Origin of the sequence: Lysinibacillus sp. UBA5994 (assembly GCF_002429725.1) — a bacterium.
Lineage (GTDB): Bacteria > Bacillota > Bacilli > Bacillales_A > Planococcaceae > Lysinibacillus > Lysinibacillus capsici.
Genome location: NZ_DJAU01000022.1, coordinates 121,277 through 145,431, shown reverse-complemented (window position 1 = coordinate 145,431; position 24,155 = coordinate 121,277). Strand labels below are relative to the sequence as shown.

Here is a 24,155-nt window from a genome sequence, read left to right as displayed (position 1 = left end):
ACTCCTTATCGCTGTGCTTCTTTAAAGAAGGCTTGGTGTTTTTCTAATAAATCTACGGTTAAGGTAGTATCCCATTTTTTCAAATAGGTAGGAACGTGCTCGTCCTTTACTTGTTCTCCTTCGTATAGAGCTACAGGATATTGCTCTAGAAGACCATCACGAGCCTCTGTTGCAATTACCTTTGCAATTTCTTTTGCTAATGCTTCCTCACCTTCTTTGTCTACAACAGCTACAGATTCCGTTAAAGTGAAATTTCCTTCTGTCGGGTCAATATAATCAATCGGTAACCCTTCGTTTTTGGCATCAATAGCTTGGATACGTAAACCAAAGCCTGCAGCAACTTCTCCTGTTTTCACCTTTTTAATAGGGCCAGAGCCTGAACTTTCAATATGTGGTCCTGCATTTTTAATTAACTCTGCTAGAACTTTTTTCCCTTCCTCTTCACCATATTCCTTTATAATAGCTTGTACTAGAAGCCACCCTGTTGAGGAGTCCATAATGTTTGGGAATGACACTAAATCCTTATAAGCAGAGTCTGTCAAATCTTTAATGGATTTCGGAATAGATAGCCCCTTTTGTTGTAATACCTCTGTATTAATAAAGATAGAGCCTACATTGCCTAAAATCGGTAATGCATACGTAACACTCCCATCAAGAGGCTTTAAGTCTGAAGAAATATCCACAAACATGGATTTTGAGGTTTGTGCACTTTCTATAAAATAAGAAGCCATTGTTACAACATCTGCTTCAATATCTGTCCCTTCCGCCATCATTTTGCCACCTAACTCAGAAGTACCAAACGACTGGATTAAATACTTACCTTTATAGCCTTTATCATCTAATGTAGTTTCCATCACTTCAATAGCTTCATCATCAGCATTTGAATAAATGATGACTTGCTCTTTGGAATCTGCTGCTACTCCTCCACATGCAGCTAAAACGACTGCTGCTGCACTTACTGTCCCTAACATCATGCCTGTTGACTTCTTCATTTTGTAATCTCCTCCGTTTTTTCTTTATGTGCTGCTATATAATCACAACCTAATTTCACAATGAGGTTTGTACATAAAATGAATATCGATAAAACAAAAATATCGGTGTACTTTGCGAAATGCTGTAGCTCTTTTATCCTTGTCGATACAAGCATTGTCTTTGTGCTGACAAGAAAAATAACACCGCTGACTGTAACCATCGCATTTAAAAAATAGTAGCTAAACATTTGATAAATCGTTGGCCTAATATTCGGTAAAATAATTCGTATCACGGTTTTTAACCACGAATCCTTTAACAGCTCAGCTGTCACTTCCCACGTAGGATCCATTTTTTGCAATGAATTTTTCGCCATTAAATAAGGTGTCGTAAAAAAATGCACGATATTACATGCGATAATGATAAGAAAAGTACCCTTTAAAGAACTTCCATTAAAGAAAAATAAGTAGGATAATCCAAGTACCATACCTGGAACTGTATTTGTCATCATAGAAGTTACATCTAAGCTTTTTCTTCCTTTTAATAGTGTCCTTGTATTAAGAAGCGCCGACATAAATGTTATGCCCACACCTAATATTGCTGTTAGAACCGCTACGATGAGAGAATTGATGTAAACCTTTGTTAAATCTTTCTCTGCGAGTACATTTTGAACATGCTCTAATGTAAAGCTGAAATCGTACGGATAGCCTTTGGTAAAAGGCACGATAAACATGGTTGAAAAAATAATACATACAGCTGTTACACAGAGAATTGAATAAATTGTAAATAGCGCGTCTCGTAAACGATGCTTTACAAGTTCACTTTGCCCAACCTGTTTATATTGAAAATTAAAGCGCTCTAAAATCGTTAGCATGACAACACCTAATACTGCAGGTACTAGCATTAACACAGAAATGACTGCTCCACGTTCAAAATGCACAATGGAACCTAACATAGCTTGGTAGAGTTCAGTAGCTATTACCCTGTAATTGCCACCAACCGATGCAGGGATTCCAAAGTCTGTGAAGCTTAAAACAAATGTTAAAATAAATGCCCCGCCAATTGTCCCAACCATAGGACGGTATACGGTATGATAAAAACGACGCATTGGCTGATCATGCATTAATATTGAAACAAGTAAAAAACGTTTATCGATATATTGCATGGAGTTTTGCATTAATATAAAAGCAACTGGTAATGTGTATAAGACGTAACCGATCACCAAGCCGTTATACCCATAGATTGTAAAAAGAGGCTGCCCCACTAATTTTGTTAGAATTCCTTGATTCCCAAATGTATAAATCAATACAAAGCCATAGGTGATGGTTGGCAGTAGCATCGGCAAGGTAATTCCAATTTGAACTAGCTTTTTTGTATGGCGATGCATCGTAGTAAAATGAACAGCATAGGCCAACCAAAAGGCTAAAATGGTTGTAATCACTGATGCTACAAAAGAAACTTTAAAACTATTCGTAAAAGCTTCACGAATTTCGATATTCCGTAAAGCTTCTATATAATTTTGAATGGTAACGACATTGCCTATTTTGAATGACTGCCAAAACATATAAAGCAATGGCACAATTAAAAAGAATAGAAAAAATAGTAGAATCGGTAGAAAAATTAATTTCATTATTTTATTCGTTTTAAGCATATGTTTCTCCAAACAATTGATAGATGTTATGTCGCTTAATATGAAGCTGCCTTAAGATAAAATCTTCTACAAATTTATTTTTTGGCGCTGTAACAATTTCATGAGGTGTGCCAAATTGAGCAACTGTACCTTCATTAATAATGATGACTTTATCCGATAAGGTAAGGGCTTCTTCCGGATCATGTGTCACGATAATCGTCGTCAAATTAAATTCACGGGCGATGGATTTAATACGTTCCTTTATAGATTCCTTTATAACGCCATCTAGTGCACTTAGTGGTTCGTCTAATAATAGAATTTTAGGTTGCATCACGAGTGTTCTTGCAATGGAAACGCGTTGTTTTTGCCCACCAGACAATTCATGAATCTTCTTATGCAAATGAGGAGCTAGCTCTAAAAAATCAATGTATTCTTGTATCTCCTCTTTGGACATTTTCACATTTTTATTTTTTAATCCATAAATGATATTGTCGTATGCATTTAAATGAGGAAATAATGCAAAATCCTGAAACACTATATTAAATCCTCTTTCTTGCATTGATTGCTTGGAAATATCTTGTCCATTGTAGACAAGCTGACCAGCAGTTGGATCTACAAGTCCTAAAATGATATTAAGCAAAGTAGTTTTACCGCAGCCACTCGGCCCTAGCAATGAAATAATCTCACCTGATTCGATGGTTACATTGATATCTACTAAAACTTTTTTATTTTTATAGCTTTTTGAGATATTTTTTAGCTCTAACAAATTGGGTCACCTCACTCAGTTCTTAGCTTCAGTATAGAGACCATTTGTAAAGGAAAATGTTTATTTGTGTAAATGTTGAGTAAATTCTGACCAACTGTTGACAAAGTTATGATTATTTTGAGTAAATATCTAGTAGAGGTGATGAAATGTATATGATAGAAAGGCAACACCAAATTTTGCAGTTTATACGTCAACATAAGGTAGTAAAATTAGTAACACTTACAAAAGAGTTTAACGTTTCAATGGAAACGATCCGTCGTGATGTCCAACAGTTGATGCAAGACAAAAAAATTGAAAAATTTTATGGGGGCGTTAAATATATTGAGCCAGTAGAAGGACTAATTGATCACCGACTTCACGAACAGTTAACAGAGAAAATCGCTATTGCCAGAGCATGTGCTTTGCTCGTTCAAGATGGGGAATGTATTTTCATTGATAGCGGAACAACTACCTATCAAATGACACCATTTTTATTGGACAAGGAAAAACTAACAGTGGTGACAAATTCACTACCTGTAGCATTTGATCTAATCGGCTCTAACATTGAGGTTATACTGCTTGGGGGTAAAGTACGCCATTCTGAAAAATCAGTGACATCAAATGAATTTTTATTTCGCTTCGAGCATCTTAATATCAATAAAGCTTTTATTTGCGCTAGTGGCGTTTCAATTGAAAAAGGCATATCTGATTTTAGCTTGGATGAAGCGATTACTAGAAAGCAAATTATTTCCATCTCTCAAAAAGTCTACGTAGCTACAGATTCCTCAAAATTTAATAAAGATGTAGCGATTCAAGTTTGTCCAGTGGATGACGTAGATGTCATTATCACAGATGACGGACTATCCAAAAAGACGATTCAACATTTTTCGGAAAAAGGTGTTCAAATAAAAACCGTCAATATGGCATAGACCATTAATCAATAAAAAACAACTAGTTGTAAATTTCACAACTAGTTGTTTTTCATTTTTATATAATGGATAGCTTACGCATTATTTTTGAGAGACCATCCTCGTCTACATGGTCTGCAATATGATGAGCAACTGCCTTCACTCGCTCATGGCCATTTCCCATAGCAACACTTGTCCCAACTGCCTGTAGCATCTCAATATCATTTATGCCATCGCCAAAAGCAAAGGCATCTTGTAAAGTGATGCCCATTTTTTCAAGCACCTTTTCAATACCAGCAGCCTTCGAACCTCCCTTTGGCAAAATATCACAAGAATAACGATGCCAACGTACAAATTGAACATTTGGGAATGTTTCATTATATAAAGGTTCATCTTTTTCTTCCATAAAAATAAGTGTTTGATATACATTGTTCTGCATATAATAAGATGAGTCTAACTCTGGATACGGATATTTAAGAGTATCTAAGCTTTCAGCTACCATACGATGATCGCCAACTGAGGCAATCATCCGTTTATCATCTAAAAACACTACCGGTTCGTTACGCGCCTCACCAAAGGCAATAATTTTAGCTAGTTCATCTTTCGCAATCCCATTTGTATAGACAACCTCACCTTTATAGACAACATATTGGCCATTGAAGGTAACATACGTATCGATCTCTAATTCTTCTAGCAATGACTCAATCATAAATGGTGCTCGACCAGTAGCAATCGCCAATTCATAACCATTACGTCGTGCTGTCAAAAGTGCCTCTTTTGCAGATGAAGGTAACTTTTTTTCACTGTTATAGAGAGTACCATCGACATCAAAAAATAAAATTTTGTTCATTCTATTAACCCTTTCCATAAATATTATCCTTTCAAGCTAAATGACTTTACATAGACAATAATTTTAATTATAATGATCCTAAGGAGTGATGTGCCATGCTGAAGAAACTCAAACGAAAATTATTGAAGCAACTTCGCGGCGTACTCGGAAAAAAATCAATTGCCTAACATTTGCCCTTCATTATTTGAAGGGCTTTTCTTTATTTTAGAGGAAGTGCGTGATAATATAAAGGAAATGCATTTATTTGGCTATACGCAACCACTGTCTCACTACTTCCTATACAATTTTATAACATAGTGCACATCTGAAGCATTGAGATACAAGTATTACAAACGTACATTTCTTCAATAAAAGAAATTCGTTGTTTTCTTGTAGCACGTGTGTGGTAGTAGTCAAAGGTGCAAGAAAATTGTACGCAATTAAAGGAGAGCAAACTATGATTTACAAAGTTTATTATCAAGAAAATGCAAATGAGATTCCAGTTCGCGAAAATACTAAAAGTCTATACCTAGAAGCTACTTCAGAACGTGAAGTACGTGAAAAGCTAAAAGACCGAAACTATAACATCGAGTTCATTCAACTGCTTGAGGGTAACTACTTAGAGTACGAACAAGCAAGCCCGAACTTCGTCTTGGAGGAAATTTAACAAACATGAAGTTTGTTAAAAATGACCAAGCAGCTGTTTTCGCGCTCGGCGGACTGGGCGAAATCGGCAAAAATACTTATGGCGTTCAATTTCAAGATGAAATTATCTTAATTGACGCCGGTATAAAATTTCCAGAAGACGACTTACTCGGCATTGACTATGTTATTCCTGATTACACATACTTAGTACGTAATGTCGATAAAATCAAAGGACTGTTTATTACCCATGGGCATGAGGATCATATTGGGGGTATTCCATACCTTTTACGTCAAGTAAATATCCCTGTCTATGGCGGTAAGCTTGCACTTGGCTTATTACGTAATAAATTAGAAGAACATGGCTTGCTACGTACAACAAAACTCATTGAAATTAAAGAAGAGGATGTTATTAAATTCAGAAAAACATCTGTTAGCTTCTTTAGAACAACACATAGTATTCCTGATGCTTATGGAATTGTTGTTAAAACACCGCCTGGTAATATCGTTCACACAGGTGACTTTAAATTTGACTTTACACCAGTGGGTGAACCAGCCAACCTAACAAAGATGGCTGAAATCGGACGTGATGGCGTGCTTTGCTTACTATCTGATAGTACTAACGCTGAAAAGCCTAATTTCACAATGTCAGAGCGCACAGTTGGAAAAAGTATCGACGAGATTTTCCGTAAGGTGGATAGCCGTATTATTTTTGCTACCTTTGCATCAAATATTCACCGTTTACAGCAAGCCACAGACGCAGCCGTAAAATACGGAAGAAAGATTGCTGTCTTTGGTCGCTCAATGGACAATGCTATTACGATTGGTCGTGAGCTAGGTTACATTACTGCTCCAAAGGATACATTTATTGATGCTCAAAGCATCAATCGACTTCCTGCAAACGAAGTGATGATTTTATGTACAGGCTCTCAAGGTGAACCAATGGCTGCCTTGTCACGTATTGCCAACGGGACACATCGTCAGATTCAAATACAGCCTGGCGATACAGTTATCTTTTCTTCTTCACCAGTACCAGGTAATACCGTGAGTGTTAATAAAATCATTAATTTATTGTTCCGTGCAGGTGCAGAAGTCATTCATGGTGCATTAAACAACATTCATACATCTGGTCACGGATCTCAAGAAGAACAAAAACTGATGCTTCGTTTAATGAAGCCTAAGTTCTTTATGCCTATCCATGGTGAATTCCGTATGTTAAAAATGCATACACATTTAGCTGAAGATTGCGATGTTCCACTAGACAATACATTTGTTATGGAAAATGGTGATGTTCTAGCACTAAGTGCCAATGAAGCACATGTAGCTGGGCGTATTCCTTCAGGAGATGTTTACATTGATGGCAATGGTATTGGCGATATCGGTAATATCGTGTTACGTGATCGCCGTATTCTTTCTGAAGAAGGTTTAGTGATTGTAGTTGTAAGTGTTGATATGGAAAACCAAAAAATTGTTTCTGGCCCTGACATCATCTCACGTGGATTTGTCTATATGCGTGAATCAGGTACGATGATCAACGAGGCACAAAAAATGCTAAACCGTCATCTGAATGAAACAATTCAAAGCAAAACTCCTCAATGGACAGAATTGAAAAATGAAATTACAGACGTATTGGGACCTTATCTATTCGAAAAAACAAAACGTCGTCCAATGATCTTACCGATTATTATGGAGGTTTAACCTCGTAAAAAGAAACTATGTAAAATTTACATAGTTTCTTTTTTATTTTTGAAACCTCCTTTTTATTTTTGCGTATATAGTAATAACAACATCAAAAAGGAGCGTTTTTATGCTAGATAAAATTCTTCATTCCTTACTCAATAGTAAATCCAAACGCCATTATTCTTCATCAAGTAGCCGTAGTAGATATTCAAAGCGACATAATTATTATGGTCACAAGCATTATAAGCGTGGCTCTCGTAAAAGCTCACGCAGTTTTTTCAGCTCTATGAGTTTCTTTAGTAGCTAATGTGGTGGAAACGAATTTCCGAAAAAAGTTTTGACCAGGCTGTAGAACTTTACATAGCCGAACATCCAGATTTTTCTTTTAAAAAATTCCTTGGCTATGGCTCATATGGTCGTACGTATTTAATTGAAGATTGCTCGTCAGCAAGTCTATTTGTTTTAAAATGCTTGCGACCCAAACATCGTCACCACCAGAAAACCATTCATAAATTTCAACAAGAAATTCACATACTCCAGCAACTTTCACTACCCTATGTTCCTACCATCCATTCAGCAGGAACAATTTCAGACAGCCCATTTTTTATCATGGACTATGTCAATGGGCAAACTTTTGAGGAGCTTATTTTTCAGAATGGTACCAAATTTACAATTGCTCAATCCCTTGCTATTACAAAGCAATTATTAGAGCAAATTGTACAGTTACACAATTATGGTATTGTACATCGCGATTTACGGATTCCGAATATATTGTTAGTGGGTCAGCAATTGCATATTATTGACTTTGGTCTAGCTACCACTTATCAAAAGCAAATCGATATCTCTACGATTGAAAATCCAAAACGTGCCGAAAATCATATTAGTGATCTTTATTTTGTCGGCCATTTTTTATTATTTTTACTATACTCAGACTACAAGCCAAGCAAGAAAAAAGAGAAAGCTTGGCAGCAGGAATTAAAATTACCAATCAAAGTCCAAGATTTTCTTGAGCGCCTATTATGGATTCAAGAACCCTTTGCAAGTGCGTTAGAGGCCTTGCAATCTATGCCCCCATTCATAGATAAAAACCATTAAAAATAGAATTGTTCACCGCCAAACGTGAACAATTCTATCCTAGAGTTCAAATATTAAAGTATTTTGCAGTTACATATGCAATCCAATGATACGCTGGGTCTAAACGTAGATTTTCAATTAGCCCCTTAATGATTGCTTTACCATAAGTAGGATTTTCTATTTCTTGCTTTAACAACTCAATGGATTCTTTTTCTATAGAATCCTCAGTATGATTTATATTTTGCTCCAATAATTGTAGTAAAGCATCTTCTGACACGTCTTCCTCACACGGCTTTGCAATAAACGGCACAAGATCTGCTGTAATAAATGGAATGGTTGTATGATGGGCAATAATATCTGTCTTTTCTGCTAAAGATTTAGCTAATTGCTCTAAATCAAGTGGCATATCTGAAAAAATAAAAAGCTCAGCATAGCTCTTCATAAATCCTTTTATGCAGTACATTACATCATATTTCATTTCTTTTAATTGATCCTGATAAAGCTGCTCAAGCATATAGAGAATTGATTTCGACATTTCTGCTTCATACGCTGTTATTTTATGAAATAGCTCTTTTTTTGTTAAAAAGACCTTTTCATTAAAGAATACACGTGCAGATGCAGAATGGTCTTTGAATGCTTGAAAAATACTTTTATAAAATTCAACCAAAACAGTTTCTTTGCTATACGTTCCTCTGACTACTTGGTCAACATCTGTAATAAACTGCTGTAAATAGTAATCAACCATAGATATAACAAGCTCATCTTTGGTTTTGAAGGATAAATAAAATGCACCTTTAGAAATCCCGCAGCGTTCTGTAATTTGTTGTACTGACGTAGCTTCAAAACCCTGTTCAGAAAACAGTTCTAACGCTTTCTCCATAATTAATTGCTTTTTTAACATATTTTTAACTCTCTCCTAATGCATTTCGTTGACAAATGACCGATTAGTCATTAGTATAAATAATTGAATTTAGATAGTCAATAAAGGGTAGGTGTGAAGGTGAAAGGTTTAGTTAATTTCGTATTAAAGAACAAATTGGCAGTGTGGTTATTAACAATTATCATCACTGTCTCTGGTATTTATTCGGGTACAAGGATGAAAATGGAATCGATACCTGATATTTCGATCCCGTATTTAATTGTCATGGGCGTATATCCTGGCGCAACGCCTGAACAAGTCATGAATGAACTTTCCATTCCGTTCGAAAAATCCATAGAAAGTTTAGAAGATGTGAAGGCTGTTTACTCAACTTCCTCTTCCAACGTAGCACAAGTTCAAGTGGAATACGACTATGGAATTGATATGGATGAGAAAAAACGTCAATTAGAAGCAGCTTTAGATAATCTTAAACTACCTGAAGGTGCTCAAGAGCCTACTATTATGGCAATCAGCATGAACATGATGCCCGTAGTCGCTTTATCTGTAAGTAGCTCTAAGGAAGATATTGTTGATTTAACTTCAACAGTAGAAGAAGTTTTACTGCCTAAAATCGAAAAGATTGATGGTGTTGCATCTGCTACCATCACAGGTCAGCATATTGAACAAGTATCGTTTAAATACGATGAAGAAAAAATGGCAGCACTTGGTTTAACAGAGGAAACTGTTAAACAAATGATTCAGGCAAGTGATATGTCACTGTCACTTGGTTTATATCAATTTACTGTCGGGGAACAAGCCGTTTCAGTAGATGGTAAGGTAAAATCAGTGGATGAACTGAAAGACTTATTAATTCCAGTTACACCTTCAGCTACAAATCCTTCACCTTTCGTTCGTCTAGGTGATATTGCAAAAATTGAAGTAGAAGGTAAAGTGCAATCTGTTTCACGTACAAATGGTCAAGATGCCATTGCTATTCAAATCGTAAAAGGCCAAGATGCGAATACGGTAACAGTTGTTAATGCCGTAAAAGACCTTATGAAGGATGAGGAAAAACGATTAGATGGCTTAAACGTAGAGATCTCTCTTGACCAAGGTGCCCCAATTGAAGATTCTGTATTTACAATGATCGAAAAAGCAGTCTTTGGTGGCGCAATTGCCGTATTAATCATTTTACTATTCTTACGTGATTTCAAATCAACGATTATTTCAATTATTTCTATCCCAGTTTCTATCTTTATGGCATTACTCCTATTAAACTGGATGGATATTACATTAAACATCATGACCCTCGGCGCGATTACCGTCGCAATCGGTCGTGTTATCGATGACTCAATCGTAGTTGTAGAAAATATTTACCGACGAATTCACTTAAAACAAGAAAAACTTACAGGTCGTGCCCTAATTCGCGAAGCAACAATTGAAATGTTCAAACCAATTCTTTCTTCAACATTGGTAACGGTCGCTGTATTCGCTCCTCTTATTTTCGTAGGTGGTATGGTAGGCGAATTATTCATGCCATTTGCCCTTACAATGACATTTGCATTAGGTGCATCGTTATTAGTTGCGATCACAATCGTACCTGCTTTATCTCACTTCTTATTCCGTAAAAAGTTATACGGTGAGAAGACTGAAAGCCAACATAAAGAAGTTGGTAAACTTGCTACCTGGTACAAAGGTGTCTTAGAAAAAGTATTAAATCACAAAATTATTACATCTGTCCTTGCGATTCTTTTACTTGTTGGTTCTCTTGCATTAACACCACTTATTGGTTTTAGTTTTATGGGCTCACAAGAAGAAAAAGTTATGTACTTAACGTATACGCCTGCAACGGGAGAGCTGGCTGACGAAACGGCAGCAAATGTTGAAAAAGTAGAAAAAGAATTAATGAAACGTAAAGATGTTGATATTTTACAAGTTTCCATTACAGATGCGAAGAATGTCGATCCATCAGCAATGATGATGGGTGGAGGTGCTGGCGGTGCCTTAATGTACCTTATCTTTGATCCGGATATGGAAGACTTCCCTAAAGCTCGTGATGAGGTTGAAGACTATGTATTTAACATCGGGCAATCAGGAGAATGGAAGTCTCAAAACTTCACTTCTATGTCGATGTCATCAAACGAAGTCAGCTATACACTGTATAGTGATGATTTAGATAAACTTCGAGATGCTGTGAAACAAGTAGAGGGTGCTCTAAAAGAAGTGGATGGCTTAGAAGATATTAAATCTGATAATGAAGATCCATACGTAGAGCATGTGCTAAAAGTTGAACAAAAAAATGTCCTTCAATACGGGTTAACGACAGCTCAAATCGTGATGGCATTAAATTCAAATACATCGCAAGAAGTATTAACTACCGTGAAAAACGATGGTAAAGATATCGATGTCATCGTTCAACGCGATGCTAAAGCAGCTGCGACTTCACTTGATGATGTCTTAGCCACTGAAATTAAAACAGCATTAGGTACAACAATGACTATCGGAGAATTAGTAGATGTTGAGGAAGGTACAACACTTAACTCATTATCTCGTTCAAAAGGTGAATATTTCGCAACAGTATCTGGTACGATTATCGGTGACGATATTTCAAAAGCCACTACTGCTGCTGATAAAAAAATTGATAAATTAGATTTACAAAAAGGTGTAACACTTGGTGTTGCTGGTGTTGCTGCAGATATGCAAGAAACATTCACTAAGCTTGGTATTGCGATGTTAGCAGCCATTGCCATTGTTTACTTCATTCTAGTGGTAACATTCGGAGAAGGTTTAGCTCCATTCGCTATTCTTTTCTCACTACCATTCGCAGTAATTGGTGCATTTATTGGTTTATTCGTTACAGGGCAGACTATTTCTGTATCTGTCATGATGGGTCTATTGATGTTGATTGGTATCGTCGTAACAAATGCCATCGTATTAGTTGACCGTATCATTCATATGGAACATGATGGTCTTGCCATGCGTGAAGCGATCCTTGAAGCAGGAGCAACACGTTTACGTCCTATCCTGATGACAGCCATCGCTACAATTGGAGCTATGATTCCAATGGCACTTGGTACTGGCGGTAGTGGGTTAATTTCCAAAGACTTAGCTATTACTGTAATTGGCGGTTTATTATCTTCTACCCTATTAACACTCGTTGTTGTACCAATTGTTTATGAAATGCTATCTAAAATGTTAAAGAAAAACCGTAAAGATATTGAAGAAAATTAATAAAAAAAAACAACCACTCATGCAATCTTTGCGTGAGTGGTTATTTTTTATCCTAAGCTTTTTATTGATTTTCTATTACGACAAAAACTTCCTTGCTTTCCACACCTGTATTTGATACAGCCTTAATGCCGTATATATAGCTATGCTTAGCAAGAGCTGACTTGTCCACAAATTTAGTGAATCCATCCATATTATAAACAACATCCACTATATTTCGAGGGTCATCATAAGAGCCTTCTTTGTTTCCTGTAAAACGATAAATGACATACTTGCGTGGTTGTGTTTCATTTTCGTCTATAATCTCTATCTTACGACCTGCCGCTTCCTTTGTCACTTGCACAAAAGTCGGCACGTTCGGCACTGTGTCATCATCCCAAGTTGTTTCTGGTGTCAGTGCTGTGTAATTATATAATTGTTGACTAACAATCGTTGCATAGCCTAGTTTATTGTTTTGAAAGCTTCTCAAGGAGAAATGCATTTGCCCCTCAGCCGCTACCTTTTCCGAACGATTCGCTAGTATTTGACTAGGTAGCTCCATTTTATTTTTCCATGCTGCATCACTATCATTGCCAACTTTGTAATCAGCAAGCCCAATGTATAGATGCACAGGGTGTGTTGTTGCGTAGGTTTGCACTTCATGGCTCCACCAATCTAGCAGCGTTCCATATTTCGCAACAGATAATGTTCTTGACCAATAAATTTGTGGTGTAATGTAATCAATTGTGCCATTTTGAATCCATGTTCTGACGTCTGCATATAAATCATCGTAATTATTAACACCAGCCCTTGTATCGCTTCCTGTTTTATCTAGCGATTTATTGCGCCATACACCAAATGGTGAAATACCAAATTGAACATATGGCTTTGTGTCTTTAATGGCCGTGTAAAGATTTTCTACAAGACGGTTGACATTATCTCGTCGCCAATCCTCCACCTTTTTGAAGGAAGCACCATAGTTTTTAAAAGCTGCTTGATCTGGAAAAACTTCATTAGCAACTTTATATGGATAAAAATAATCATCCATATGCACTGCGTCAATATCATAATTGGCTACTAGCTCTCTTACTACTTCAACTAAATAGTCTTGTACTTCTGGTAAACCAGGATTTAAATAATATTGCTTACCGTATTTGATAACCCAATTTGGATGTGTTCTAGCCACATTATCAGCAGCAAGGTCTGTCAGTTTTTGTCCAGACATTGTTACACGATAAGGATTCATCCATGCGTGCAGCTCCATACCCCGTTTATGACTTTCCTCTATCATGATCGCAAGAGGATCGTAGCCTGGATTCGTGCCTTGCTTTTTGCCTGTTATGTAAGATGACCATGGCGCTAGATCAGAGGCATACATTGCATCATTTGTTGGTCTTACTTGATAAATAACAGTATTGAATTTATTGGCTTTTAGTTGATCCAAGGTTTGGCGTGTCCAAGCCGTGTACTGCTCCTTCGTCATACCTGCTTTCATATCAAGATTAAGAACGGTTGAAATCCAGACAGCCCTCATCTCCCTTTTTGGCTGTGTCGTGCTTGCCATGGCAGTCTTTGTAGGGATTGTCGATAGGCATAGAACAAAAATCATCGCGACTAAAGTTAAGATCTTCCATTTACTATTTTTCTTTCTCATATTTCCTCCATTTGCTATTTTTCTATTTTAGTATATGACAAGTACTCGCTATATGCACGTCTCCGAAGCAACTTTATTGGAATCAATTATAAGTTTCATCTCTAACAAACGTTCCCGATAGTTTCAAAATATGTATAAAAAAACTACTGAAAAGACAATGAATAGTACTTTTCCTTTAAAGAAATCGATAAATATAGATGCATGGCGTTTCATTTTATGAGATTCATTTCACAATTTCCAAATTTTTAAATTCAACCTAGTTTTTGCTTAATTCATTCTTTACGCATCGATGAACTTTATGCTACAATCAACACAACTTATATAGAACGGAGGGTATTCCAAATGACAGCTTCAATTAGACTACGATTTCACCTTATTAATTAAATATGTGTACACTTTGCCTGCTGTGCAAGGGAAATGGAATTAGGTCTAGTCTGTTTTAGGAATACTGGAAAAGAGGGGACTTCTACTCCCCTCTTTTTTTGTGTTGTCTTTTACTTTCCACACAGGCACTACTGTTAGAAAGGGATGACGAAATTGGAACATTGGAAACGTAACACAATACTTTTTTTAAGTAGTCAAACGATTTCACTTTTTGGCTCTGCTCTTGTGCAATATGCCATTACATGGTATATCACACTTACAACACAATCAGGCAGCATGATGACCATCGCGATCATTTGCGGCTTTTTACCAACCTTCTTCTTAGCACCTATTGCTGGTGTCTGGGCAGATCGCTATAACCGTAAATGGCTTATTATTTTAGCAGATGGAATGATTGCCTTATCTACGCTAATTCTAGCTATTTTATTTTTAATCGGCTATGATGAGCTCTGGCTACTATTTGTTATATCAGCCGTACGCGCAGTTGGTGCAGGTATTCAAACACCAGCAGTGGGCGCAATTTTGCCACAATTTGTGCCTGAAGAGCATTTAATGAAGGTCAATGGTGCAAATAGTAGTATTCAAGCCTTCATCATGATTCTTGCACCTATGGCAAGTGGTGCATTGTTAACGATGGCTTCTATTGAATCCATTTTCTTTATTGATGTGACAACAGCGGCTATTGCCATCGCTATCTTCTTATTATTTCTGCATATCCCTGCACATGCAAAAGCTAATCAGCCACAAACAACAGGCTATTTTAGTGATATGAAACAAGGCTTAATCTATATTAAAGAGCATGCTTTCTTGAAACAATTATTCTTGTTCTTTGCCTTTTTCATGCTGCTTGCTGCACCTGCTGCCTTTTTAACGCCTTTACAAGTGACACGAACTTTTGGCAATGATGTATGGCGTTTGACTGCCATCGAAATGGCCTTTGCCATTGGGATGTTAATCGGTGGTATCGCAATCGCAACATGGGGTGGCTTTAAAAATAAAGTTCATACAATGACATTATCTGCTTTGTTATTTGGTCTTTGTACAATAGCTCTCGGCGTCATTCCTATTTTTTGGTTGTATCTCGGAATCATGGCCATTACTGGCATAGCCATGCCAATCTTTAATACACCTGCAACGGTGTTATTACAAGAAAAAGTGGAAAGTGACTATATGGGAAGAGTATTTGGCATTCTCAGTATGATATCTACCTCTATGATGCCTTTAGGAATGCTAATTTTCGGGCCAATAGCTGATATTATTGCTATTGAGTGGCTACTCATCGGTACAGGATTATTACTCTTCATCCAAGGATTTTTCCTTCTGGGCAGTAAAGTCTTATTAAAAGCTGGTAAACCTACTGCTGAGCATGTTGACTCGCTAGAAAAAAAGTGAAGATTTTATTTCAAGAAAATTGTTAATAAAAAAAATAACATTTAAATTTAGCCTATACACAATCTCAAACAACGTTGACGCTAAAAAAGCCTTGCTTTATGCAGGGCTTTTTCCATCTTAATTTATGTCTTGGGAATAATTTTTTGTGCTTTAGCATCTTGCTTCCCACAATATCTGAATTGTAATTATTTAAAATTTAAATGGTCATGTAGATCTCTTCCAATACGCAACAACTTTGGTATCCAAAAAATTTAGATGTTGCCCTTAAAGGAATTTAAAGATATGTATTAGGAAATAGGACGCTTAGAATTTATCTGTACATTTTTCACCATAACTTATTAAAATACGCACTTTAATCTAATTGAACTAAATATAATAACGATGAATAGGACGTCCTACGTTTCCATATTGTATATCTACTTTTAATAGTTTCTGCTTTTCTAAAAAGTCTAGATAGCGTCTAGCTGTAACACGTGCTGTACCTATATAAGCTGATACCTCCTCCGCTGATACTGCCTCGCCACTTTTTTTTATATATGCAAGTACCTTATCTAAGGTAGCTCGATTAAACCCTTTTGGGAGTTCTTCTATAAGAATGGCATCCATTCCTGTTGTTTCTACTACAATTTGTTCAGGAAGACGCTGTTGCATTAAATGATCGACATCATGCTGAGTTAAATCTTGCATCCCGCTTATTTTCCTTCTATAGCTTTGATAATTTTTTAAAGTCTGCTCAATCCGCTCAAACGTAAAGGGCTTCATAATATAATCATAGACACCTAAGTGTAATATTCGCTGCACAGTGGGCATATCATTCGCAGCTGTTACAGCAATAACATCAACATGAAGATGCTCTTCTCGTATTTTCCCTAACGTAATAATGCCATCCTGCTCTGGCATAAAAATGTCCATAAAGACAAGCTCTGGGGTTAATTGTTTAATTTTTTGAATTCCCTCAATTCCATTGCTAGCATAGCCAACTAATGAAAAACCTTTGATTTGTTCAATAAATTGTCTGTTCACTTCTCGTACCATTGGATCATCTTCAATCAATAAGACATTTATTACATCCATCTATACTTCTCCTAACTCAAATAAAATTAAGAAACTTGTTCCTTTCATAAATTCACTTGTTACTTCAATATCTCCATTGCCTTTTCTTACAATTTCATAGACTAAATGCAAGCCAATGCCTCGATTTTCACTAGCCTTTGACGAAAATCCATTTTCAAACATACGCTCCTGCACCTCTTTGGTCATGCCAATCCCGTTATCGGTAACTGCAATCGCTAAGACGCCATCATGCTCGTCTACAGAGATGGCTACATATTTATCTTCCTTAGAAAGTACATTTAATGCCTCAAAAGCATTTTCAATTAAATTGCCAAACAACACAACAAAATCATGATGATCTAATAGAGGTGGAAAGCGTTTAAAATGACTTTTCCGATCAATTTCAACCTCGATACCCAGTTCTTTTCCATAACTTACTTTACTTAATAACAAACCTGAAATATTTTCATTATGAAAGCGTTCATTTAAAAACTTCGTTAATGAGGCTTCATTTTCAGTAGTAACAGTAACATATTCAAGTGCTTGCTTTGTATGTCCCAATTGCAGTAGTCCCGCAATCGTATGAATCTTATTTTTATGCTCATGGGTTTGTACACGTAATGCTTGAACAAAGGCCTTTACACCTGTTACTTCCTCCGCAAGCTTTTTCACAGCTGTTAAATCTTTAAACATAGCAACTGCACCAACCAGCTCTCCATTCACAATAATAGGTACACGATTACTTAAGATACTATGATGATTAATGTAAAGCTCTTGATCATAAACAGGTGTTGCTGTTTCAACAATTTCAGGCAGACGGGTATCAGGCAAAACGTCATAAATCTTTTGTCCAATACAGTCCTCTATTTTCCTAGTAACACCTAAAATATCGGCCGCTTTTTCATTAAAAATGGTGATATTCATTTCCTTATCTACCGCTATTATTCCCTCATGCATGGCATTAAAGGTTTCTGTTCTTTCCACATACATTTTTGCAATTTCATGAGGTTCAAGCCCAAACATTTGTTTTTTTATATGTCGTCCTAGTGTATAGGCACCGAAAATACTGAAAATCAGTGATATAACAATAGTTATCATAATTTCTCGCTCATAACTTTGTAACATTTCCAGAAAATCTGGTAATGAATAGCCAACGACTACAATGCCCACTTGTTCCCTTTTATCATTAATAATTGGCACGAAAGCCCGTATCATAACACCCGATTCTCCACGTGCCTTTGATACATAATAATGTTCACTAAATGCGGCGTTTAAATCCTGCGACTCACTGCGTTTTCCTATTTCCTTACTTACTGGGTGTGATAGTTTAATACGCTCCATATTCATTACAACAATATACTCGGCCTTATGAATCACTCTAATGCCATCTACAATTTTATTAATATTTTTTGCAGATTCTTTTATATTGGCATTTTCCAGATGTACACTAAGCTCTGGTACATTTGATACAGTTCTTGCCACAAGCATTGCTCGCTGTCCAAAATCTTTTTCCTGTTCAGATAATAGGTTACCGAGTAAAAAAATACCACCTAGTAAAAAGGAGAGTGCAATGATTAAAAATGTCACTAACAGTATTTTGCCGTTCACAGGCATTTTCATCATTAAAAAATTCCTTCCTTTCAAATTTGCATTCTCATAATCAGTGGCACACATATTTAGTTTTAAGATTATCTGCAAAAAAATCTTTTGACAACATATTTAGTCGATATAAGTAGCAGAAAATATTGAATTTAATGAACAATATTATAAACTGATAATTTAAAAAGAACTTAATTATCACTCTATGTTTTTGTATTATAACAATAATTAATTAACTATAGCGTACCATAACAGAGATAGTTATTGATATTACTATATTTATATGTAAATGTAAGTAAATGTACTTAATGAACGATATGTTTCTTATTTTCTAAATCTCTTTTTTAAAGAAATATTCGCTATGATACTTTTAGTGAAAGCGATATCAAAGAGAAAATTTAGAAAAGAGGTAGCAAAAAATGAAGTTACTGAAAAATTTGACCATTCAGGTTATAGTGGCTATCATACTTGGGATTATTGTCGGAGCCATTTTCCCCGAGTTCGGTGCCAGCTTGAAAATCTTAGCAGATTTATTCATCAAATTAATTAAAATGTTAATTGCTCCTATTATTTTCCTAACAGTTGTTATTGGAATCGGCAGTATGGGAGATATGAAAAAGGTCGGGAAAATCGGAGGTAAGGCATTGCTTTACTTCGAAATAGTTTCCACAATTGCATTAGCAATCGGAATTGCTGTTGCTTTAATCGTAAGTCCTGGTACGGGCTTGGATACATCAGGTGCATCTGATGCTGATATTTCAAAATATACAACTGCTGCAGCTGAATCTGAGCAAGGCTTGGGTGCCTTCATTTCTAGTATTATTCCAGAAAATGTAGTTGGTGCATTGGCAACTGGTCAATTATTACCAGTCCTATTCTCTGCTGTTTTATTTGGCTTAGCAGCTGCCTCAATCGGTGCACCCGCAAAACCAGTCATCACATTCTTTGAGCAAGTAGCAGAGATATTCTTCAAGATTGTAAGTATGGTTATGAAAATATCACCAATCGGAGCTTTTGGTGCAATGGCCTATACAATTGGAAATTTTGGTTTAAAATCTTTAGGTAATCTAGGTTTATTAATGGCTGCCGTATATATAACAATGTTTTTATTTGTTGTCTTTATTTTAGGTGCCATTGCAAAGTTCTTTGGATTCAACATCTTTAAATTTATCGCTTATATCAAAGATGAGATTTTCTTAGTAATCGGGACTTCCTCTTCTGAATCAGCTCTGCCATCTATGATGCGAAAGCTTGAGAACTATGGTTGCTCGAAGCAGGTTGTAGGTTTAGTCGTTCCTACTGGGTACTCCTTCAATCTAGATGGGACTTCCATCTACCTGTCCATGGCTGCATTGTTTATCGCACAAGCATATGGAATGGAACTAACTTGGATTCAAATCATTACACTGCTCGGAATTTTAATGATTACTTCTAAAGGTGCAGCAGGTGTAACAGGCTCAGGATTTATTACATTAGCAGCAACTTTAGCTGCCTTCCCAATGATACCAGTGGAAGGAATAGCGCTGTTAATCGGTGTAGATCGCTTTATGTCTGAGGCTCGAGCTGTTACAAATTTAATTGGTAATGGCGTAGCTTGTGTTGTCGTGTCAAAATCTGAAAAAGAGTTTGACACAGCTATGGAAGAACGTGCACTTCAGGGAAAGACCACTATATCTTCCTAACAAAAATGGTAGGAATGATAGCCATCTCTGTTTCACTATACTCATTATCATTCGAGTAAAAGCTATGTCCTTATGGATTGACGCTGACAACAAACAATTAGCTTACACTATCACCCAAAATAAAATGTTTACACTCTAGTAAAAAAGTGAAAGTTAATAGTAAGAGGTGATAGTGAATGAATGATAAAAAACAGGCAAAAACACGTAATACGAATAACCCTGATGTTTTGGATACAGATAAAGAAAGCATTTTTGATAAACACGAGGACATGAAAACAGTAGATCCAATACCTGTCGAAGAATTGAATGAAAAAGTGAAAGATGAACAACATAAAACCAAAACTAAGGATTCCTCTGCAACAGATAAGCGCTATCCTTAATGTGATCGCTGCAAAAATGAATAAATATAAAAAGTCGACCTAATTCATAATTATAGGTCGACTTTTTTATATACTATTTGTTAAAGGGGGTAAATCATGAGTAAAATACCAATTATGAAAACGGAAAGGTTACTATTAAGACCAATTACACATGGGGATTTAGAAGCAATGTATGACTACTCTTCCAGTAAAAATGTGGCGCGTTATGTGACATGGCAAGCACACACGAGCTTAGAGGATACAAAGGCTTTTATGGCATTAATTTTTAATGGCTATCAGCAAGGCAATTTGATGTTATGGGGTATTGAATATGCAGGCACAATTATTGGAACGATTGATTTTGTGACGATTAATGACACCCATAAATACGCGGAAATTGGCTATGTGCTTTCTGAGGATTTTTGGAATAAGGGGTTCACAACAGAAGCAACAAAAAAACTCATTGACTTCGGTTTTAATGAATTAGATTTAGTACGTATCCAAGCACGATGCTTTGAAGAAAACATTGGCTCACAAAAGGTTATGGAGAAGTCAGGTATGCAGTTTGAAGGGTTATTACGGAAAAGTATGCTTGTTAAGGGACAATACCAAAATGTAAAAATGTACGCTATCACTGATGATGATTATAGGAACCTCTAGAAAATAAAGCCTTGCTACGATTTGCAAGGCTTTATCATTACAACCATCTTTCCAAACAGTATATCTTCTTAGCTGTGGCATCTATCCTTACTCGTTTGCCTATCGCAATTGGATGCATAGGATGTGTATGACAAATATCCACCTCTGCTAATATAGGAATCTTTATTCCATCCAACTGTTCAAGTAGAATATGATATGGCTGTCGACCCGTTCCTAAGTCATCGTAGCATTCATGTTTCCCCAAAATAATCCCACTAACTTTGTTAAAGATACCATGCAATTTTAGCATTGCAAAATTCTTTTCAACTATAGCAGCATTTTTTAAGCAGTCCTCCACTAATAAAATATCACCTTCCACAATTTTAGGGAAATACGGCGTACCAATAAATCCATACATGGCATTGGCATTCCCGCCAATTAACCTTCCTTCAGCAACCCCACCCTGAATCGCTAACCATTCATTCTTCTTGAGTTTTTTATCCACTGTCTTCTCTAGCCAATTAACAGGTTCATCCGACCAATAAGAAGGCATTGGCATTTCGTATGGTAATGCTTGAGGCTTAAAGAAATAATGCTCAAAAAATTTGAAGGTATCATTTACCAATGGTTCAAACTCGCCAAAGGAAGGTACGAGGGCTGGACCATAAAAAGTTGAGATTCCCGTCTTTGCATAAAGTGCCAGTAGAACGGCCGTTGCATCTGAATAACCTACGACCAATTTGGGATTTTGACGAAAAGCCTCATAATCAATATAAGGTAGCATACTATTGGCATTGGTGCCCCCTATCGTAGACATAATCATATCCACATTTGGATTACGTAATAACTCATTCAATTCTTCTGCTCTTTCTTTTGGCGAACCTGAACGATAATAATCAGTTTTACCAGTTAGAGAACCTGTCACGATTTGAAAATTTTTATTCTCGAGAAATGCTTTAGCACGTTCATATCGTTCCAAAGCCGTCACCGTTGCTGGGGAGGACGGGGAATAAATGCCGATGTTTATTTTTGAAGTCATACGGTAGTTCCTTTCCCAATCAATAGTTTTGACATGTAGTATTCATTAATATATTGTCCATCTACATACAGCGAAGCCCGCTTCGTTCCTTCAATATCAAAGCCCATTTTCTTATACAAAGCAACACCAGCCTCATTATTTTCCATGACGGTTAATTCTAGACGATGTACACCATTCACTATTGCCCAATTTTCTACGTGTTGAAATAAAGCTGTTCCAATTTTTCTTCCTCTATAGTCACTATGTATGCCTATGACAAGATAAGCACGGTGAGCAATTCTTGACGGCTCATTGCCTTGTACTATTAAGTACGCCACAACCTGCTCATCCATTTCAGCTATGAACAAAGCTGAGTGGTGACTATGATATAGCTTGTCTATATACTCCCCAAATGGCTTAGGTGCTAAATTGCGCTCACCTGGTCCAAATAACATATAATTTGATGCCTCTGCATTTGCCATAACAGCTATAATTCGTTCACTGTCATGTCGGGTTGCTTCTCTTATGATCATGTTGAACACGCTCTCCTTCTAAAATATAGTCACCTGAATCCTCAATTCTTTTGTATTTATATGGACCTTGCCACCAAAGTATCTCATCACCCAGTGTTAATTTTGCTGGAATTCTCATACTTTTCTTCGTCCCTTCTAGTAGGTTTGAATTTTAGCTACTAGCTTTTCATCCCTAAAATGGAGTGTCTCAGTATCTATGAGTGTGTATGCTTGTAATGTGGGATGATTTTCTATCCAGCGATCAAATGCCCTCCTTCTCTCTTGATCATTATAATGGGGACAATAGGTACCTGATAATAGTCCTAAGCCATTCCATTCCTCAAAATCATCATATGTATTTTCACTATAGCATTTTTCAAACCAACACATTGCCCCAGCACTGATGCCAGCTAATATAATCCCTTTTTGATAAGCTTCCTTTAACAATTTATCAAAACCATATTCTCGCCACTTTTCAAGAAGATAACCTGTATTCCCTCCACCCACATAGATAATATGCTGCGCTAGTACTTTTTCTCGAATGCTTCTATCATGCATATCTTTTTGCAAGATATGGGTTGCATCACAATGATAGAATGCTGCATAAAACTTCTCGATATACCCTTGCGCATCATTACTTGCTGTGGGAATAAAACAAATTTTAACTCGTTCATTTTTCTGAGTTTGTCGTAAAATGTACTCATCGATAAATGAAAGGTTCTGCTGAGAAAACCCACCACCTGATAGGGCGATGATTTGTCTTATCGAATCATTATTTTTACTTAATTCATAGACAGCTTGTTCCTGCCCAAATCTTTCTAACATCTGTACATTTTTCATTCCTAATTTTTCGAGCAAGCGACATGATGCCTTGTTCGCTGTTTGTGTTTCTGCCACAATAGATTCTATATTCAGATAATTCAAACCATCCTGAATTACCTGCGTTAGCACTTCAAAAGCTAACCCCTTCCCCCAAAACTGAGGTAAAAATTGATAGGAAAGCTCATATAACTCCTTATCATGGTATTCATCGATCGAGACAAGACCTATAAATTCACCTGTCTCCTTTAAAGTAATATATAAATATGTATTAGGGAATGGCGCTTCTAGCATGCCTTTAAAAGATGCTTCTATATAGCTGTTTGATGGAACACCACCGAGATAAGTTCGAACTTGTTTATTAGAGTAGAGTTTTTGTATATCTGTAAAATGCTCTGGTTGTAATTGTTCGATTACACAATTAGTTGACATGATTTTCATTACATCTAGCCCCCTTCTTTATGTCAAAGTTTAATCTAACTCTCTCGATGAAATCAAATA

General features: G+C 36.4%; 21 protein-coding genes. 9 read left to right on the top strand and 12 right to left on the bottom strand.

Annotated features, from left to right (window positions below; translation table 11 throughout):
* Window positions 1-5: 5 nt before the first annotated feature.
* The 3 genes from B3D98_RS06510 to B3D98_RS06500 are packed head-to-tail and all read right to left on the bottom strand — an operon-like array spanning window position 6 to window position 3,365.
* Window positions 6-992 (bottom strand): extracellular solute-binding protein, encoded by a 987-nt coding sequence (locus B3D98_RS06510; protein ID WP_288581874.1) that lies wholly within the window; start codon window positions 990-992, stop codon window positions 6-8.
* Entirely contained in the window at window positions 989-2,620 is a 1,632-nt protein-coding gene (locus B3D98_RS06505) for an ABC transporter permease subunit (RefSeq protein ID WP_288581872.1), read from the bottom strand. Before B3D98_RS06505 ends, B3D98_RS06510 begins: the two co-directional genes overlap by 4 nt.
* Window positions 2,613-3,365 carry an ABC transporter ATP-binding protein gene (locus B3D98_RS06500; protein WP_257961564.1) on the bottom strand — a complete coding sequence of 251 codons (753 nt, stop codon included), beginning with the start codon at window positions 3,363-3,365 and terminating at the stop codon, window positions 2,613-2,615. Before B3D98_RS06500 ends, B3D98_RS06505 begins: the two co-directional genes overlap by 8 nt.
* A 152-nt stretch (window positions 3,366-3,517) precedes the next feature.
* On the opposite strand from B3D98_RS06500, the gene B3D98_RS06495 reads away from it, so the two are divergent.
* Window positions 3,518-4,273, top strand: a complete 756-nt coding sequence (locus B3D98_RS06495) for a DeoR/GlpR family DNA-binding transcription regulator (protein ID WP_376748084.1) — start codon at window positions 3,518-3,520, stop codon at window positions 4,271-4,273.
* A gap of 58 nt (window positions 4,274-4,331) precedes the next feature.
* Here B3D98_RS06495 and B3D98_RS06490 read toward each other — a convergent pair whose 3' ends face one another.
* Window positions 4,332-5,102, bottom strand: coding sequence for a Cof-type HAD-IIB family hydrolase (locus B3D98_RS06490; RefSeq protein ID WP_054549831.1), 771 nt, complete (start codon window positions 5,100-5,102; stop codon window positions 4,332-4,334).
* A 436-nt stretch (window positions 5,103-5,538) separates the two neighbouring features.
* On the opposite strand from B3D98_RS06490, the gene B3D98_RS06485 reads away from it, so the two are divergent.
* The 3 genes from B3D98_RS06485 to B3D98_RS06475 all read left to right on the top strand — a co-directional run bounded on the left by B3D98_RS06485 (window position 5,539) and on the right by B3D98_RS06475 (window position 8,498).
* Window positions 5,539-5,748 (top strand): DNA-dependent RNA polymerase subunit epsilon, encoded by a 210-nt coding sequence (locus tag B3D98_RS06485; RefSeq protein ID WP_004224712.1) that lies wholly within the window; start codon window positions 5,539-5,541, stop codon window positions 5,746-5,748.
* A 5-nt stretch (window positions 5,749-5,753) separates the two neighbouring features.
* Window positions 5,754-7,421, top strand: coding sequence for a ribonuclease J1 (gene rnjA, locus B3D98_RS06480; protein WP_004224711.1), 1,668 nt, complete (start codon window positions 5,754-5,756; stop codon window positions 7,419-7,421).
* A 288-nt stretch (window positions 7,422-7,709) separates the two neighbouring features.
* Complete coding sequence (locus B3D98_RS06475; protein WP_115673813.1) at window positions 7,710-8,498, top strand: protein kinase domain-containing protein; 789 nt, start codon at window positions 7,710-7,712, stop codon at window positions 8,496-8,498.
* 46 nt (window positions 8,499-8,544) lie between these two features.
* On the opposite strand, the gene B3D98_RS06470 is transcribed toward B3D98_RS06475, so the two are convergent.
* Window positions 8,545-9,378 carry a TetR/AcrR family transcriptional regulator gene (locus B3D98_RS06470; protein ID WP_288581860.1) on the bottom strand — a complete coding sequence of 278 codons (834 nt, stop codon included), beginning with the start codon at window positions 9,376-9,378 and terminating at the stop codon, window positions 8,545-8,547.
* 99 nt (window positions 9,379-9,477) lie between these two features.
* On the opposite strand from B3D98_RS06470, the gene B3D98_RS06465 reads away from it, so the two are divergent.
* A complete protein-coding gene (locus B3D98_RS06465) occupies window positions 9,478-12,567 on the top strand; it encodes an efflux RND transporter permease subunit (protein WP_103117526.1) in 3,090 nt (1,029 codons plus the stop codon).
* Between the two features lie 61 nt (window positions 12,568-12,628).
* On the opposite strand, the gene B3D98_RS06460 is transcribed toward B3D98_RS06465, so the two are convergent.
* Complete coding sequence (locus B3D98_RS06460) at window positions 12,629-14,197, bottom strand: glycoside hydrolase family 10 protein (RefSeq protein WP_288581857.1); 1,569 nt, start codon at window positions 14,195-14,197, stop codon at window positions 12,629-12,631.
* A 528-nt stretch (window positions 14,198-14,725) separates the two neighbouring features.
* Here B3D98_RS06460 and B3D98_RS06455 point away from each other — a divergent pair.
* Window positions 14,726-15,973: an MFS transporter gene (locus B3D98_RS06455; protein ID WP_288581855.1), complete on the top strand. Its 1,248-nt coding sequence runs from the start codon at window positions 14,726-14,728 to the stop codon at window positions 15,971-15,973.
* Window positions 15,974-16,339: 366 nt separating this feature from the next.
* Here the strand turns inward: B3D98_RS06455 and B3D98_RS06450 are convergent, their stop codons facing one another.
* Together B3D98_RS06450 and B3D98_RS06445 are read right to left on the bottom strand one after the other, a co-directional pair.
* The gene (locus B3D98_RS06450) at window positions 16,340-17,047 is read right to left on the bottom strand and encodes a response regulator (RefSeq protein ID WP_048391959.1); all 708 of its coding nucleotides are present in this window, start codon (window positions 17,045-17,047) and stop codon (window positions 16,340-16,342) included.
* Window positions 17,048-18,649 carry an ATP-binding protein gene (locus tag B3D98_RS06445; protein ID WP_054549826.1) on the bottom strand — a complete coding sequence of 534 codons (1,602 nt, stop codon included), beginning with the start codon at window positions 18,647-18,649 and terminating at the stop codon, window positions 17,048-17,050. It abuts the gene before it with no gap.
* A gap of 395 nt (window positions 18,650-19,044) precedes the next feature.
* On the opposite strand from B3D98_RS06445, the gene B3D98_RS06440 reads away from it, so the two are divergent.
* From B3D98_RS06440 to B3D98_RS06430, 3 genes are all read left to right on the top strand, one after another.
* On the top strand, window positions 19,045-20,307 hold the full coding sequence (locus tag B3D98_RS06440) for a dicarboxylate/amino acid:cation symporter (RefSeq protein WP_054549825.1): 1,263 nt from the start codon (window positions 19,045-19,047) through the stop codon (window positions 20,305-20,307).
* 176 nt (window positions 20,308-20,483) lie between these two features.
* A complete protein-coding gene (locus tag B3D98_RS06435; RefSeq protein WP_004224696.1) occupies window positions 20,484-20,687 on the top strand; it encodes a hypothetical protein in 204 nt (67 codons plus the stop codon).
* Window positions 20,688-20,783: 96 nt separating this feature from the next.
* The gene (locus B3D98_RS06430) at window positions 20,784-21,326 is read left to right on the top strand and encodes a GNAT family N-acetyltransferase (RefSeq protein ID WP_279494051.1); all 543 of its coding nucleotides are present in this window, start codon (window positions 20,784-20,786) and stop codon (window positions 21,324-21,326) included.
* A 37-nt stretch (window positions 21,327-21,363) separates the two neighbouring features.
* Here B3D98_RS06430 and B3D98_RS06425 read toward each other — a convergent pair whose 3' ends face one another.
* From B3D98_RS06425 to B3D98_RS06410, 4 genes are read right to left on the bottom strand one after another with little or no spacing between them, the layout of a single operon-like run.
* Window positions 21,364-22,344, bottom strand: a complete 981-nt coding sequence (locus tag B3D98_RS06425; RefSeq protein WP_279494049.1) for a S66 family peptidase — start codon at window positions 22,342-22,344, stop codon at window positions 21,364-21,366.
* Window positions 22,341-22,856 carry a GNAT family N-acetyltransferase gene (locus B3D98_RS06420; protein ID WP_115673816.1) on the bottom strand — a complete coding sequence of 172 codons (516 nt, stop codon included), beginning with the start codon at window positions 22,854-22,856 and terminating at the stop codon, window positions 22,341-22,343. The genes B3D98_RS06425 and B3D98_RS06420 overlap by 4 nt, the downstream gene beginning before the upstream one ends.
* On the bottom strand, window positions 22,828-22,974 hold the full coding sequence (locus B3D98_RS06415) for a hypothetical protein (RefSeq protein ID WP_155483381.1): 147 nt from the start codon (window positions 22,972-22,974) through the stop codon (window positions 22,828-22,830). Before B3D98_RS06415 ends, B3D98_RS06420 begins: the two co-directional genes overlap by 29 nt.
* A 17-nt stretch (window positions 22,975-22,991) precedes the next feature.
* Window positions 22,992-24,095, bottom strand: coding sequence for a GNAT family N-acetyltransferase (locus B3D98_RS06410; RefSeq protein WP_279494045.1), 1,104 nt, complete (start codon window positions 24,093-24,095; stop codon window positions 22,992-22,994).
* Window positions 24,096-24,155: the final 60 nt, after the last annotated feature.

What these genes read in the sequence shown, in the direction of transcription:
- B3D98_RS06510 (WP_288581874.1), bottom strand. Translation starts at nt 992, where the DNA reads ATGAAGAAGTCAACAGGCATGATGTTAGGGACAGTAAGTGCAGCAGCA.
- B3D98_RS06505 (WP_288581872.1), bottom strand. Translation starts at nt 2,620, where the DNA reads ATGCTTAAAACGAATAAAATAATGAAATTAATTTTTCTACCGATTCTA.
- B3D98_RS06495 (WP_376748084.1), top strand. Translation starts at nt 3,518, where the DNA reads ATGATAGAAAGGCAACACCAAATTTTGCAGTTTATACGTCAACATAAG.
- B3D98_RS06490 (WP_054549831.1), bottom strand. Translation starts at nt 5,102, where the DNA reads ATGAACAAAATTTTATTTTTTGATGTCGATGGTACTCTCTATAACAGT.
- B3D98_RS06485 (WP_004224712.1), top strand. Translation starts at nt 5,539, where the DNA reads ATGATTTACAAAGTTTATTATCAAGAAAATGCAAATGAGATTCCAGTT.
- rnjA (WP_004224711.1), top strand. Translation starts at nt 5,754, where the DNA reads ATGAAGTTTGTTAAAAATGACCAAGCAGCTGTTTTCGCGCTCGGCGGA.
- B3D98_RS06475 (WP_115673813.1), top strand. Translation starts at nt 7,710, where the DNA reads ATGTGGTGGAAACGAATTTCCGAAAAAAGTTTTGACCAGGCTGTAGAA.
- B3D98_RS06470 (WP_288581860.1), bottom strand. Translation starts at nt 9,378, where the DNA reads ATGTTAAAAAAGCAATTAATTATGGAGAAAGCGTTAGAACTGTTTTCT.
- B3D98_RS06460 (WP_288581857.1), bottom strand. Translation starts at nt 14,197, where the DNA reads ATGAGAAAGAAAAATAGTAAATGGAAGATCTTAACTTTAGTCGCGATG.
- B3D98_RS06455 (WP_288581855.1), top strand. Translation starts at nt 14,726, where the DNA reads ATGACGAAATTGGAACATTGGAAACGTAACACAATACTTTTTTTAAGT.
- B3D98_RS06450 (WP_048391959.1), bottom strand. Translation starts at nt 17,047, where the DNA reads ATGGATGTAATAAATGTCTTATTGATTGAAGATGATCCAATGGTACGA.
- B3D98_RS06445 (WP_054549826.1), bottom strand. Translation starts at nt 18,649, where the DNA reads ATGATGAAAATGCCTGTGAACGGCAAAATACTGTTAGTGACATTTTTA.
- B3D98_RS06440 (WP_054549825.1), top strand. Translation starts at nt 19,045, where the DNA reads ATGAAGTTACTGAAAAATTTGACCATTCAGGTTATAGTGGCTATCATA.
- B3D98_RS06435 (WP_004224696.1), top strand. Translation starts at nt 20,484, where the DNA reads ATGAATGATAAAAAACAGGCAAAAACACGTAATACGAATAACCCTGAT.
- B3D98_RS06430 (WP_279494051.1), top strand. Translation starts at nt 20,784, where the DNA reads ATGAGTAAAATACCAATTATGAAAACGGAAAGGTTACTATTAAGACCA.
- B3D98_RS06425 (WP_279494049.1), bottom strand. Translation starts at nt 22,344, where the DNA reads ATGACTTCAAAAATAAACATCGGCATTTATTCCCCGTCCTCCCCAGCA.
- B3D98_RS06420 (WP_115673816.1), bottom strand. Translation starts at nt 22,856, where the DNA reads ATGATCATAAGAGAAGCAACCCGACATGACAGTGAACGAATTATAGCT.
- B3D98_RS06415 (WP_155483381.1), bottom strand. Translation starts at nt 22,974, where the DNA reads ATGAGAATTCCAGCAAAATTAACACTGGGTGATGAGATACTTTGGTGG.
- B3D98_RS06410 (WP_279494045.1), bottom strand. Translation starts at nt 24,095, where the DNA reads ATGAAAATCATGTCAACTAATTGTGTAATCGAACAATTACAACCAGAG.